Annotated in this window: 12 protein-coding genes; 5 read left to right on the plus strand and 7 right to left on the minus strand. The window is 34.8% G+C overall.

Features of this window, described 5'->3' with window-relative positions:
* Window positions 1-3: 3 nt before the first annotated feature.
* The 7 genes from JJL45_RS03780 to hemA form a co-directional block, all read right to left on the minus strand.
* Window positions 4-1,023 (minus strand): DUF4421 family protein, encoded by a 1,020-nt coding sequence (locus JJL45_RS03780; RefSeq protein ID WP_202664255.1) that lies wholly within the window; start codon window positions 1,021-1,023, stop codon window positions 4-6.
* Window positions 1,020-1,922, minus strand: coding sequence for an oxygen-dependent coproporphyrinogen oxidase (gene hemF, locus JJL45_RS03785; protein ID WP_202664256.1), 903 nt, complete (start codon window positions 1,920-1,922; stop codon window positions 1,020-1,022). Before hemF ends, JJL45_RS03780 begins: the two co-directional genes overlap by 4 nt.
* Before the next feature lie 32 nt (window positions 1,923-1,954).
* Window positions 1,955-3,307, minus strand: a complete 1,353-nt coding sequence (gene nhaA, locus JJL45_RS03790) for a Na+/H+ antiporter NhaA (protein WP_068603352.1) — start codon at window positions 3,305-3,307, stop codon at window positions 1,955-1,957.
* A gap of 4 nt (window positions 3,308-3,311) precedes the next feature.
* The gene (locus JJL45_RS03795; RefSeq protein WP_202664257.1) at window positions 3,312-4,058 is read right to left on the minus strand and encodes an EI24 domain-containing protein; all 747 of its coding nucleotides are present in this window, start codon (window positions 4,056-4,058) and stop codon (window positions 3,312-3,314) included.
* A gap of 95 nt (window positions 4,059-4,153) precedes the next feature.
* Window positions 4,154-5,179: a uroporphyrinogen decarboxylase gene (gene hemE, locus JJL45_RS03800; RefSeq protein WP_068603354.1), complete on the minus strand. Its 1,026-nt coding sequence runs from the start codon at window positions 5,177-5,179 to the stop codon at window positions 4,154-4,156.
* A 210-nt stretch (window positions 5,180-5,389) separates the two neighbouring features.
* Window positions 5,390-6,967, minus strand: coding sequence for a hydroxymethylbilane synthase (gene hemC, locus JJL45_RS03805; RefSeq protein ID WP_068603355.1), 1,578 nt, complete (start codon window positions 6,965-6,967; stop codon window positions 5,390-5,392).
* On the minus strand, window positions 6,960-8,222 hold the full coding sequence (gene hemA / locus JJL45_RS03810; RefSeq protein WP_068603356.1) for a glutamyl-tRNA reductase: 1,263 nt from the start codon (window positions 8,220-8,222) through the stop codon (window positions 6,960-6,962). The genes hemC and hemA overlap by 8 nt, the downstream gene beginning before the upstream one ends.
* Before the next feature lie 188 nt (window positions 8,223-8,410).
* Between hemA and JJL45_RS03815 the strand changes: the two genes are divergently transcribed.
* The 5 genes from JJL45_RS03815 (at window position 8,411) to JJL45_RS03835 (ending at window position 13,359) form a co-directional block, all read left to right on the plus strand.
* Window positions 8,411-9,310 (plus strand): helix-turn-helix transcriptional regulator, encoded by a 900-nt coding sequence (locus JJL45_RS03815; RefSeq protein ID WP_068603358.1) that lies wholly within the window; start codon window positions 8,411-8,413, stop codon window positions 9,308-9,310.
* Between the two features lie 89 nt (window positions 9,311-9,399).
* Window positions 9,400-9,570: a hypothetical protein gene (locus JJL45_RS03820; protein WP_202664399.1), complete on the plus strand. Its 171-nt coding sequence runs from the start codon at window positions 9,400-9,402 to the stop codon at window positions 9,568-9,570.
* A gap of 501 nt (window positions 9,571-10,071) precedes the next feature.
* Complete coding sequence (locus tag JJL45_RS03825) at window positions 10,072-10,821, plus strand: hypothetical protein (protein ID WP_202664258.1); 750 nt, start codon at window positions 10,072-10,074, stop codon at window positions 10,819-10,821.
* 151 nt (window positions 10,822-10,972) lie between these two features.
* Entirely contained in the window at window positions 10,973-11,998 is a 1,026-nt protein-coding gene (gene hemH / locus JJL45_RS03830; protein ID WP_068603363.1) for a ferrochelatase, read from the plus strand.
* Between the two features lie 8 nt (window positions 11,999-12,006).
* Complete coding sequence (locus JJL45_RS03835; RefSeq protein WP_068603365.1) at window positions 12,007-13,359, plus strand: MATE family efflux transporter; 1,353 nt, start codon at window positions 12,007-12,009, stop codon at window positions 13,357-13,359.
* The last annotated feature ends 5 nt before the right edge of the window (window positions 13,360-13,364 follow it).

Here is a 13,364-nt window from a genome sequence, read left to right on the forward strand (position 1 = left end):
AACTTAGTTAAAATGTAGTTTTTTGTTAACGCTATCGGCTTTGTTTACCATTTTTCTGGAAGCTTTAAAACGATATCCTACAAAAAATTGTATGAAGGGGATGTTATCATTTAGATATGTAGAGCTATCGGAATTATGGTTTAAAACCAAATAACTGTAATCAGCACCTAAATAAATATTATCGACATCGTAGGTTAAAGTTCCTCTAAAATCTAGTTCAGTTAATAATGCGGTAGATTTCTTCCCATTGTCTTCTTTCGAGTAGTTAATTCCTATTCCTGCGGAAACTCCGGCAGATAAAAACAGGTTTTTAGTAGGTACAAAATTATAGAAATATGAAGGAGCAAGAGCTACATCAAAAGATTTTGAACCATCGGGAGGTGAGCCTAAAGTGTCTTCAAAATCAACATCATAATCTGTGTAGTAATACACAATTCTAGGAATAAAACTTCCTACACTTTTTAGTTGCTTTTCGTCCTGAGAAGCTATGGCACGGAATGAAAAATTTTCATTCATAATATATGAAGTCGAACCACCTATTTTTAGAGATTTTGTTCTGTTGGAATAGAAGTTGAAATCATTGTTTTTATTACTTAAATAAAACCCTTTTTGTGAATATATGTCTAAGGTTTGCATAAAGTGTTTGCCAAAATATGTTCTTATATTAAAATTTAAGAGTCTTGAATCTTCATTGTCCTTATTTTCGGCTAAGAAATTAGGTGCAAATGAATATGACATATTAATGGATCTAAACGCAATAGAAGCTCCAATTCTATTTTGTTTGTTAGGCGTTAAATCTGCACTTAAATCAGAATCGGTATCTTTAATTCTTAATGAATTAGAGGTATTTACATAGAATAACCTTGCTGTAACCCTATTCTTATACACGTAAATATAATCGTTATTTTGTACGCCGTAAATAATTTCTTGTAAGCTGTCGTTTACTGCATTTTGTGGTTCATTTTGAGCATAAAGTGAGGTGCTTAATAAGCTCAGAAGTAGGTAGATCGGTTTTAATTTCAAACCCATGATTTTGGTTCTTGTAATGTTTTAATTAGTTTTTCTTCGTCACTGCCAGGTTCTGGGTGGTGGTCATACACCCATTGTACATGCGGCGGTAAACTCATTAAAATACTTTCTATACGGCCGTTTGTTTTTAAACCGAAAAGGGTCCCTTTATCGTGTACCAGATTAAATTCTACATAGCGTCCACGACGAATTTCTTGCCAATTACGCTGGTCTTGGGTATAGGGAAGATCTTTTCTACGTTCAATAATAGGAACATAAGCATCTAGGAAACTATTGCCAACTTCGGTAACAAAGTTGTACCAATCTTCCATGGACATGGTGTCATTGGCTTTGCAATAATCGAAAAACAAGCCACCAATACCACGTCCCTCATTGCGGTGGGCATTATAAAAGTATTCGTCGCAACGTTTTTTATAGGTTGGGTAAAACTCGTGGTTGTGCTTATCGCAAGCTATTTTACAGGTTTGATGAAAATGTTTAGCATCTTCATCAAACAAGTAATACGGTGTTAAATCTTGTCCGCCACCAAACCAGCTATCAATAATTTCACCTTTATCATCATACATTTCAAAGTAGCGCCAATTGGCGTGCACCGTCGGAGCCATGGGGTTTTTAGGGTGGAGCACTAAACTTAATCCGCAGGCAAAAAAATCGACATCACCTACTTTAAAATAGGCCTGCATAGATTTAGGTAACTTACCATGTACCCCCGATATGTTAACGCCACCTTTTTCAAAAACATGTCCATTTTCAATTACTCGGGTTCTTCCGCCGCCACCTTCTGGGCGTTCCCATAAATCTTCTTGAAATGTGGCTTTACCATCAATAAGCTCTAATTTAGAAGTGATTTGATCTTGTAAATTTTGAATGTATTGATAAAATTTATCTTTCATCTATAAATGAATCTTCTTGTTTTAAATGGTGTTTAAGGTATTATTACTTCATCAGGATCTTGATTTTGTTTCACTTTCGAGCCCTGACTTTTAAGCAGCAAATAACCAATAATCCCTGAAATTGATGAACCAATTAAGATACCTATTTTGGCAGAATCTATATATTTTGGTTGATCTGCAAATGCTAAACTAGCAATAAATATCGCCATAGTAAACCCGATACCCGCTAAAAACGAAACACCAATAATTTGCGATTTCGAAATATCGATAGGGATACTAATGATTTTCAATTTATTTGCTAACAACACAAATACAGAAACCCCAATACTTTTACCTAATAATAAACATAAAGCAATATTAAGAACTAGTGGAAAATCTAAACCTTCGCTACTGCTTAATATAACTCCCGAATTGGCCAGTGCAAATATAGGAATGATAAAGTAAGCCACCCAATCGTGTAAATGATGTTCTAAATTTTGAAGTGGAGACTGGTATTTATAAGTCCATTCTTGTAATTCGTCAATTTCATGAATTTGTTCGGCAGAAAGAATGGGTTCTTTTAGCTCTGAAGATCCCTTAATTTTGGTGGTAATTTCCTCTAATCTTGATAAGAATTGCGAGGTGTCCACTTTTTGTCTAATCGGCACAGAAAAGGCTAATAAGATACCTGCAAGAGTAGGATGTACTCCAGATTTTAGGAATAAAATCCAAATGGCAATTCCGAAAATAATCATTAAGAATTTAGAATAATACCCTTTATTAGATAAGAAATATAAAATAGCTAGTAGTCCTAATGCAACACCTAAAAACACCATTTTAATAGTGCCCGTATAGAATAAGGCAATGACAATAACAGCACCTAAATCGTCTACAATGGCGAAGGCTGTTAAAAATATTTTAAGGCTGATAGGCACTCGATCTCCCAAAACTTTTAAAATAGCTAAAGAAAAGGCAATATCGGTAGCCATAGGAATTCCCCAACCGTGTAAAGTCGCATCGGCATGTCCGCTAAAATATTTATTGATTATAAGAAAAAACACTACGGGAATTACCATACCGCCAATAGCTCCAACAAGTGGGAAAGCTAATTTTTTAGGGGAATTAAGTTCTCCAATCAGAAATTCTCTTTTAATTTCCAGACCAATAAGGAAAAAGAAAACCGCCATGAATCCATCGTTTATCCAATGTAATAAGGATAAATTAAGTTCAAAACGATCCGATTTGTATCCTAAATGATAGTGCTGTAATGCTGTATACCCCTCTGCAAATGGCGAATTTGCCCAGATAAGGGCTGCAATGGCAGCAAAAAGGAGTAGTATACCACTAAAACTCTCAATTTTGATGAATTTTTGAAATGGGGATAAAAAGCTATTTTTTGTTTCCATATGTCTATTGTATTAATTTCTGATTTAGAACTTTAACGGTTTGGGTTGTAGCGGCGGTTACCGAAAGCGGTAATACTAAAATTACTCCAAGAAAAGGTATGAAGAGGCAAAGCATAAAAACGATACCGTTTCCTATAGCCAATCCGCGATTTTCATGTACAAATTTGATGCTATTTTTATAGTTAAAATGGCGTTCTAGGGTGTAATCCATATTCCCGAATCCCGCATAATAGGATTGTAAAAAAAATAATAATATGGTCGAGAAAATGTTCACAATGGGAATGAATTTCAATACTAAGATAGGTATTGTAAATAATAATTCTCTAATCAAATTACGCAGGTTAATGCGTATGCCCCGCCACAGTTGTTGTGCGAACGTGTTGTTTGTGGAATTTTGGTTTGGGTTATTGGTTAAATACACCTCAATTTTTTCGGAAACTGGACTCATAAAGGGCGCCGAAAATGCCATGACAATATGTTTAAATAGAATAATGCCAATAGCAATTATAATTAACAGACCTAAGATGGTGCCTAAGGTTGTAAACGCACTTTTTCCCCAGTCCCAAATCCATAAGTCTGAAACATAAGCACCTAAATTATCCGACAAGTTGTAAGCTATAATACTTATGCCAGAAGCTGTAATTAAGCTTATAAGCATAGGTATAATAAAGTATTTCCAGAGCTTTAGTTTAGATAACAAACTAAAAGCCCCTAAGTATGCTTTAACACCGCTTAGTATATTTTTTAGCATTTATTAACCAGTTTTTACTTTAATTCTTTAGGTTAAACGTTTAAGCAAGTTTTGCTGCTTTAAATATAAGCGTTATTTAGTTAGGTAAAAGCGGTTTATCGATACTCTTTCACAGCATCAATAAACGCTTTAGCATGGTCTAATGGTATATGTGGTAGAATACCATGACCTAGATTTACAATATATTTGTCTTTACCAAACGCATCAATCATTTGGTGAACCATTTTTTTAATTTCAGCTGGAGGAGATAACAAGCGTACAGGATCAAAATTACCTTGTAAAGTGATGTTTCCTCCTGTTAAGTAGCGTGCATTTTCAGGTGAGCAAGTCCAATCGACACCTAAGGCTGATGCGTTACTTTTAGCCATTTCTCCAAGAGCAAACCAGCACCCTTTTCCAAAAGCAATTACTGGAGCATCATCTTTTAAAGCTTCAATAATTTGATTGATGTATTGCCAAGAAAACTCCTGATAATCGGTTGGTGATAACATCCCTCCCCATGAATCAAACACCTGAACCGCATTTACACCTGCAACTACTTTTTCTTTTAAGTAAGCAATAGTCGTATCGGTTATTTTCTGCAATAGTTGATGTGCCGCAACGGGATTTGTAAAACAAAATTCCTTGGCTTTATCAAAGTTTTTGCTGCCTTGACCTTGTACACAGTAGCATAAAATCGTCCAAGGTGATCCAGCAAAACCAATAAGTGGAATCTCGTTATTTAATAGTTCTTTAGTAGCCTTAATACCTTCGAAAACATAGTTTAATGCCTCTTTAACATCAGGCACTATTACGTTATCTACATCTTTTTGAGTACGCACTGGATTTGGTAAATAAGGGCCAAAATTAGGTTTCATCTGTACCTCAATATTCATAGCTTGAGGAATTACCAAAATGTCACTAAACAAAATAGCAGCATCCATACCGTAGCGTCTAATAGGCTGAACAGTAATTTCACTAGCTAGTTCTGGAGTTTGACAACGCGTGAAAAAATCATATTTCTCACGAATAGCCATAAATTCTGGTAAATAACGTCCAGCTTGACGCATCATCCAAACAGGTGGACGTTCAACAGTTTCTCCTTTTAATGCTCTTAAAAATAAATCGTTTTTAATACTCATTTTCTTGTTCCGCGAAAGCGGTAATCTTTTATCTGAAATCAGAAATCGTGTAAAACTAATAGATAAATCATATTTCAAAAATGATATTTATCATAGTTTTAAATTCTCAACTAGAAAGTAGGTTTCCTTTTTAGGGTTACTTTAAAGTTTTAAATCTTTTTCGGTTCAGTGGTTATAAAATGTTTATGGCAGCCAAAAAATAGTTACTTGTTAGGAAGTATAATGCGTATTTACTAACTCAATTACACTTTCTACCGTTGGCACTTTCGCAATACGAACATCTTCAAAATGTTTTCTTGCTTCTTTAGCTGTGGTTTCACCAATACAGAATGCAATCACGTTCGACTTGTTGTTTTGAACGAAACTTTCAACCGTAGAAGGGCTGTAAAACATGACACTTTCTACAGAATCAGCAACTTTAAATCCGTCAAATTTAGTTTGATATGCTTCTACCTCGGTTACCTTAATGTTATTTTCTTCTAGAATATTTGGTAAATCGTCTAGCCTTAAATCACTGCAAAAATACATGACTTCAGTACCTTCTAAATAATCAACTAAATAGGAAGCCAGTTTTTTAGCGCTATTTTCGGAGTGCTTAACTTTTCCTATGGTATTTTCTACAAGGCGTTTGGTACGACGACCTACGCAGTAAATATTTTTAAATTGTAATTCTAAGGCCGAATAGTTTGTAATTAATGACTGTACGGCATTTTTACTGGTTATAATTACGTTTTCAACTTCGTTTTTTAGGAAACGAGGGTGAATACGATTTAGGCTTATTTTAATAAAATCGGAGCTTTCGCTTGCAACATTTTCATGGAATAATAAGCGTTGATCTTCGGTAAGAGATTTTGTTGAAAAGACTGTGGTTTTCTTGCTGGATTTTATGTTATCCATCAATCGTTTACCGCCACGTTCAATCACAAAATCGGCGCAAAATTGGGCCATGTCTTTATGTTCACCTAGTTTTTTAACTCGGGTGACATCAATACGTTTAGAGCCATCTTCGCTTAATAACACCCCTTTAAAGTGAATTTCTTCATCTTTAATATAGGCTAATGCGCCTATGGGAGCAGTACAACCACCTTCTAATTTATTTAAAAATTCGCGCTCTATGCTGGTGCAAATTTCGGTTTCTTCATGGTTTAATTCGGCACAAGCGGTTTTAACGAATTCGTCATTTTCTAATGCTGTAATCATAATCGCCCCTTGCGCTGGTGCAGGAATCATCCAATCTAAGTTAAAAGATTCTTCAGGACGAATGCCTATTCTACCAATACCTGCGGCAGCAAAAATAGCAGCGTTCCAATGCTCGTTATCTTGTAATTTTTGAAGGCGTGAATTGACATTACCTCTTAAATCTACAATGGTATGCGAAGGAAAGCGGTTGAGCCATTGTGCACGGCGTCTTAAGCTTCCGGTGGCAATGACTGCTTTTTTTGAAGCTAAAAACTCTTCATTGTGTTTAAAAACTAAGGTATCGTTAACATTGCCTCGTTTTAAAACGGCAGCCTGTATAATGCCCTTAGGTAGCACTGTAGGGACATCTTTTAAAGAGTGTACGGCAATATCGATATCATCATTAAGCATGGCAATATCAAGCGTTCTTGTAAAAATACCGGTGATGCCTAATTCATAAAGAGGCTTATCTAAAACTAAATCACCTGTAGATTTTACAGGAACCAGTTTAGTTTTATGCCCTAGGGCTTCCAGTTGGATTTTTACGATGTTGGCTTGCCATAGTGCTAATTCACTATCGCGCGTACCAATTCTTATGGTTTTAGACATTTTTTGTTGCGGGTTCTAACTGAAATACTTTTTTAATAAGTTCTAAACTATCGTCTGTAGAAATATTATCATCTTTAAGGTGATGAGCAAAGTGATTCGTTATTTTTTGAATGATGTTGTTGCTAATTAATTCGGCTTGAGCTTCATTAAAATCAACATTTTTTTTGCGTTGTGTGTCTAATTCTGCGGCAGCAAAATCAGATAATTTATGTTTTAAGGCCTTAATGGTTGGTGCAAACTTTCTAGTTTCTAACCAACTTTTAAATTCGGCTTTAATTTCTTCAATAATGACTTCAGCTGAAGGAATATGTGCTTTACGAGCTTCTAAAGTTTGATCGGTAATTTGAGATAAATGATCGAGGTGTACTAAATTGACATGATCTAATTCTTCAACATTAGAATCGACATTTTTAGGAATGGATAGATCTAATATTAAAAGTGGTTTTTCCGACTGAATGATATGTTTATCAATGGTAGGGCGTTGTGCGCCAGTAGCTACAATTAAGATGTCTGTTTTGTTTATCTCTTCTTGTAAATTAGCGTAATCTTTAACTACCAAATTGAATTTCCCAGCAATTTGCTCGGCTCTCGTTTTGGTTCTGTTAATTAGAGTAATGTGTTCGTTTTTAGTGTGTTTTACTAAATTTTCACAGGTGTTTCTTCCAATTTTCCCCGTACCAAATAACAAGATATTTTTATCTGAAACGTTTTCTATAGTGTTTAAGATATATTGAACAGATGCAAAGGATACCGATGTGGCTCCAGATGAAATGTCAGTTTCAGTTTTTATACGCTTACTCGCTTGTATAACCGCATTAACCAAACGCTCAGTATAATTGTTTAATAAACCGTGTTTTCTAGAAAGTTTGGTGCTTGTTTTTAACTGACTTATAATTTCAAAATCCCCTAAAATCTGACTATCTAAACCAGATCCTACACGAAACATGTGTGATATCGCCTCATTGTTTTTATAGATGTAAGCTACGTTTTGAAACTCTTCAAGAGTGCCTCGGGTATTGTCACAAAGCAGCTGAATGAGTTGGAAAGGGTGTTCTGCAAAACCGTAAATTTCAGTACGGTTACAGGTAGAAATAACCACAAGGCTTTCTATGCCATTTTCTTTGGCTTGTTTTAGTAATGCTTGTTTGGCATCTTCGTCTAAGCTAAAGTGGCCTCTAATTTCGGCATCGGCTTTTTTGTAACTTAAGCCAATGGCGTAAAAGTAAGAACCTCGTGATTTATTTTTATTGTGCATGCTGGTCGCTGAAATATGTCACAAAAATATGTTCCTGCCATCAGATAAAATAACGCTAGAAGAACTTTAAGTGTCGTTTGTGGTTTTTTAGCGATGTTTTTTACGGATATTAAGGAAATATGCTATTTTAGTACTAAAATAGGGTCATTGTAGCTTATTAGTTTAGAATCAATCTAAATAAAACAGATATGAATCAGGAATTGGATAGCGATAAAAGTATCGCTAAAAGTACTTTTAATGAAACCGCCGTTGAGGATGGTGTTATCGTGCTTACTTTTAAAAATGAAGCTAGCGAAGTGCAATCGGCTGTAAAAGATATAGATAGTGATTATATTCAATTTCATTTTTGTGTAAAAGGCTCTAGTCAGTTTTTATTTAATGAAGGCCGTTACAAATTAAATATCCTAGAAGAAAATTCGTTGTTGCTCTATAATCCGCAACGCGATTTGCCTATTCATTTAGAAATTAATCCGTACTCATGGATGGTTTCTATTTTAATTTCTATTAAAAAGTTTCATGGTTTCTTTTCACACGAGGCCGATTATATTACCTTTTTAAGCGAAGACAATCGCGATAAAAAATACTATAAAGATGGTGTGATTACACCTTCCATGGCCATTGTCCTTAATCAGCTCATCAATTATAATTTGAATCAATCGATTAAAGAACTTTATTTTAAAGGTAAGGCTTATGAGTTGTTAAGTTTGTATTTTAATAGAAGTGAAGATGCCGATGTGGAGCAGTGTCCGTTTTTAGTTGATGAAACCAATGTGATAAAAATACGTAAGGCTAAAGATATTATTGTGGCTCGTATGGCAGAACCGCCTAGTTTACAAGAACTCGCCGATGAAATTGGTTTGAGTTTGAAAAAGTTAAAAGAAGGATTTAAGCAAATTTATGGCGATTCGGTTTTTAGCTTTCTTTTCGATTATAAAATGGAAGTAGCCAGAAAATTATTGGAATCGGGTGAAAATAATGTCAATGAAGTGGGATTAAAAGTGGGGTACAGTGCTTCCAGCCATTTCATTTCGGCCTTTAAAAAGAAGTATGGTACGACACCAAAAAAATATATTATGTCATTGAACTGATTTAGACTTTTTTCATTTGCTGAAAAATTGTCCTTTTTCGCTTAAACACAAAAAGCCTAAATCAGTTCATTAAGTTGAATTTAAATTTGATGAATATGAAATATTTAACTCCAGAAATTGCCGCTTTTTATGAGCAAGCGTCAAAGAAATCTTTAGTGCAATCTAATACTTCTTGTGGCATCTTTCAAGCTTGTGAATACAATAATAAAGACCAAGAAGCTTATCAACAATATTTAGAGCGTCAACTACGTAAAGATTAATGTCGCTTTAATATTCTTTCTTCCTTAATACAAAACTTGCACTTAAAGTTCTGTAATACAGTTTTGTATGAAAAAACCTTCTTAAAATTACGTTTCATCGATTTTTTTAAAGGATAATCCTACTTGTATCAGTTTTTGCCTATATTGGTGTAGTACAAATTGTTAGAGTAACTAGCTAACGAATGTTTAAAATGATACTGAAAGGTTTTAGAATTCAGATTTATTTTAAATGAACATTCACTCCCTCATCCGCTAGGTAAACACCAATTGAACTTGAATGCGTTTTATAATTCGTTTTCATCTCTCTCAATTTCGGTAAAATTAAAAACAACCTTAGTGGCATGTCTTATTTTATTTGAATTGATTCTGAAAGCATAAAAAAGTATAAGACGGGTTTCGATAAGTTTATTGGTAAAAAGTGAAAAATTTAATCAACTAAATTATACTAACCAAGTAAGTTTAATAGCCACCAACACTATTAACTTGCATTAAACCCAAATTATGATGAGAACTTTACTAAAAACCCTATTAATTTTTTGTGTGATTGTATCATGTAAAACAAACGGATCGGAAACCAAAGTTTCAAAAAACTGCGATTTGTTTCAAATAGGAAATTATAAATTTTTTAACCCGAGAGTTTATGAACACCCTGTAATTTTTGAAAAAGGGAATCATAATTTACTTAACAAGGATTTTACTCCAGTTTGGTATAACGGCTATTGTGCGGAGAATTTGCCTTCGCATTTTGCTACTAAAGACGAATACCTTAAATACATCCCTACTTCTCGTATTAATAAGGAAGGACGTGCACCATTCGATTCTTTTTATGAAGTTAATAAGAAGAGTGTAAAAGGTAAACCAGGACTATATCACGACGATTATCACTTACTTTTTAGAGGAACGGTGAGTGTGAAGCATTTGAAATCGGATAAAGAATACCTTCTAGTTGCTGGAAAAAACTACATCCTAAAAGAAGAAGATTACGATAAAAATACTGAGTTTTATGAGCCTAGTGTAAAAACCATGTTTGCTTATTTATTAGAAGATGGGGTTTACAAATCGGTAGATATCGATTATGTGTTAGGAAACTTTACTAAAGCGCAACACGATAAAGTTTTTGAAGTTTTAAATGTGAAAAACTTAGTGAATTCAGTATGTGTTGAAAGTGTAAATACACAAGGCAAGCCAAATTTTGATAGTGCTTCATTACCTAAATGGGTGTATAATAAATCGTCGGTGAGCGATTATTAATAAGAACTGCGCTATCAGTTAAAGCTGATAATCAAAATATAAATTAAAGCTTCACTTTTGTGAAGCTTTTTTTTGTCTGTCTTTGTCCTTAACTAAATTTTAAGGGCTATTACAATTAACTATTGTATTTTTGTAGCAATTAAAAAAATTGATGAAAAAAGGCGTATTACTTGTAAATTTAGGATCTCCCGATAGTCCGGAGCCTAAAGATGTTAAAAGATATTTAGGTGAATTTTTAATGGACGAGCGCGTTATTGATATTCCCTTAGTGGCTAGAACGGCACTTGTAAAAGGAATTATTTTAAAAACGCGTCCGAAAGCATCGGCAGCAGCTTACAAGAAAATATGGTGGGACGAAGGTTCGCCCTTAATCGTAATTTCAGAAAGACTTCAAAAAGGTATTCAGAAACAAGTGGATGTGCCCGTAGCTTTAGCCATGCGTTATGGAAGTATGACCATTAAAAAAGGGCTTCAGGAATTGGTAGATCAAGGTGTTGATGAGGTTTTACTTTTTCCACTATATCCACAGTTTGCCATGGCTACCACCGAAACCATCACAGTTTTGGCAGAAGAAATTCGTCAGGCATCCTTTCCTAATTTAAAAATAGAATCTGTTCCCGCTTTTTACAACAAACCTGATTATATAGAAGTGCTATCAAATTCCGTAAATAGACATTTGGAAGGTAAGCAAATCGATCATTTATTGTTTTCGTATCACGGGGTTCCAGAGCGTCATATTAGAAAAAGTGATGTCACTAAATCGCATTGTAAAATCGATGGGAGTTGTTGTGCTACACCAAGTAACGCTCACGAATTTTGCTACAGACATCAATGCCTAGAGGTTACGCGTTTAGTTGCCGAAAAACTGAATCTGAAAGAAGGTACCTTTTCTACATCGTTTCAATCCCGTTTAGGATTCGATCCTTGGTTATTGCCTTATACCGATAGAACTATAGAGCGTTTAGGGAAAAATGGCATAAAAAATATTGCTATAGTAACACCTGCTTTTGTTAGCGATTGTTTAGAAACACTTGAAGAAATAGCCATGGAGGGTCAAGAAATCTTTCATGAAATGGGTGGAAAGGAATTTACGACCATCCCCTGTTTGAATGATGATAAACCTTTTGTAGATTTATTGTCTAACTGGATCAACACCTGGGTAACGCCACAAGCATAAATTAAATTATGGCAAAAATATCATCTCAAGACTTAGGGTCGCAGCCCATAGGAAAGCTTTTAATAAGACAAGCTGTTCCGGCGGCCATAGGAATTTTGGTGATGTCTTTAAATATATTAGTTGATACTATTTTCGTAGGCCACTGGATCGGGGTAACCGCTATTGCAGCTATAAATGTTGTACTTCCGGTATCTTTCTTTATTGCCGCTTTAGGTATGGCCATCGGTATAGGTGGTTCCTCTATTATATCTCGAGCACTCGGGGCATCAAACCATACAAAAGCACTTAAGACTTTTGGTAATCAAATTACCTTGACTTTATTGCTTTGTTGCACTTTTGTTTTTGTGGGATTGCTTTATCAAGATGCTATCATTCATTCTTTTGGAGGTAAAGGCGCTATTTTTGAGCCTGCAAAAATTTATTACCGCATTGTGCTTTATGGTGTGCCTATTTTAGCGTTGAGTATGATGGGTAATACGGTTATTCGTGCTGAAGGCAAACCCAAATTTGGGATGTATGCCATGATGATTCCGTCGGTAAGTAATTTGCTTTTGGATTATCTTTTTATAAATGTATTGGATTTTGGTATGGCGGGAGCTGCCTGGGCAACGACCTTATCATACGTATTTTGTTTTGCTTTTATTTTATGGTTTTTCTTATCGAAACATTCCGAACTAAAATTAAATTTTTCGCATTTCAGATTGCACCTTAGTGAGGTTAAAGAAATAAGTTCTTTAGGTTTTGTCACTTTAGCTAGACAAGCTGTTGTAAGTGTTACCTATTTGTTTATGAATAATATTCTGTATGAATTAGGTGGTGTTAATTCGGTTACCGCTTATGCGATTGTTGGGCGCATGCTTATGTTTGCTATGTTTCCTGTTTTAGGTGTTACCCAAGGTTTCTTGCCTATTGCTGGTTTTAATTATGGTGCTCAACAGTACGATCGCGTTAAACAATCCATTTATATCGCTATTAAATATGCATCGCTTTTAGCGACCTTAGTGTTTATAGTATTAATGACTTTTCCAGATGCGATCACTAAAATGTTTACTACCGATGCCGAGGTGATAAAAGAGACACCAAGTGCCATGCGATGGGTATTTGCGGCGACACCCATAATAGCACTGCAGCTTATTGGTGCCGCTTATTTTCAAGCTATAGGAAAGGCTAAACCGGCGTTGTTACTAACCTTAACACGACAGGGGTTTTTCTTTATTCCGCTTATTTTTATTTTACCACAATTTTATGGGGAACTAGGCGTATGGATTTCTTTTCCTATTGCCGATACCTTGGCTACGATTGTAACGGCCTATTTTTTAAATCGTGAAATTGTTAAGACATTAAATCCGATTAAAGTCTGAAAATA

Origin of the sequence: Tamlana sp. s12, assembly GCF_016767215.1 — a bacterium.
GTDB classification, from domain to species: Bacteria; Bacteroidota; Bacteroidia; order Flavobacteriales; family Flavobacteriaceae; genus Pseudotamlana; species Pseudotamlana agarivorans.

Excerpts from the sequence above, each read along its gene's own strand:
- hemF (WP_202664256.1), bottom strand. The coding sequence starts at position 1,922 with ATGAAAGATAAATTTTATCAATACATTCAAAATTTACAAGATCAAATC.
- nhaA (WP_068603352.1), bottom strand. The coding sequence starts at position 3,307 with ATGGAAACAAAAAATAGCTTTTTATCCCCATTTCAAAAATTCATCAAA.
- JJL45_RS03795 (WP_202664257.1), bottom strand. The coding sequence starts at position 4,058 with ATGCTAAAAAATATACTAAGCGGTGTTAAAGCATACTTAGGGGCTTTT.
- hemE (WP_068603354.1), bottom strand. The coding sequence starts at position 5,179 with ATGAGTATTAAAAACGATTTATTTTTAAGAGCATTAAAAGGAGAAACT.
- hemC (WP_068603355.1), bottom strand. The coding sequence starts at position 6,967 with ATGTCTAAAACCATAAGAATTGGTACGCGCGATAGTGAATTAGCACTA.
- hemA (WP_068603356.1), bottom strand. The coding sequence starts at position 8,222 with ATGCACAATAAAAATAAATCACGAGGTTCTTACTTTTACGCCATTGGC.
- JJL45_RS03815 (WP_068603358.1), top strand. The coding sequence starts at position 8,411 with ATGAATCAGGAATTGGATAGCGATAAAAGTATCGCTAAAAGTACTTTT.
- JJL45_RS03820 (WP_202664399.1), top strand. The coding sequence starts at position 9,400 with ATGAATATGAAATATTTAACTCCAGAAATTGCCGCTTTTTATGAGCAA.
- JJL45_RS03825 (WP_202664258.1), top strand. The coding sequence starts at position 10,072 with ATGATGAGAACTTTACTAAAAACCCTATTAATTTTTTGTGTGATTGTA.
- hemH (WP_068603363.1), top strand. The coding sequence starts at position 10,973 with ATGAAAAAAGGCGTATTACTTGTAAATTTAGGATCTCCCGATAGTCCG.
- JJL45_RS03835 (WP_068603365.1), top strand. The coding sequence starts at position 12,007 with ATGGCAAAAATATCATCTCAAGACTTAGGGTCGCAGCCCATAGGAAAG.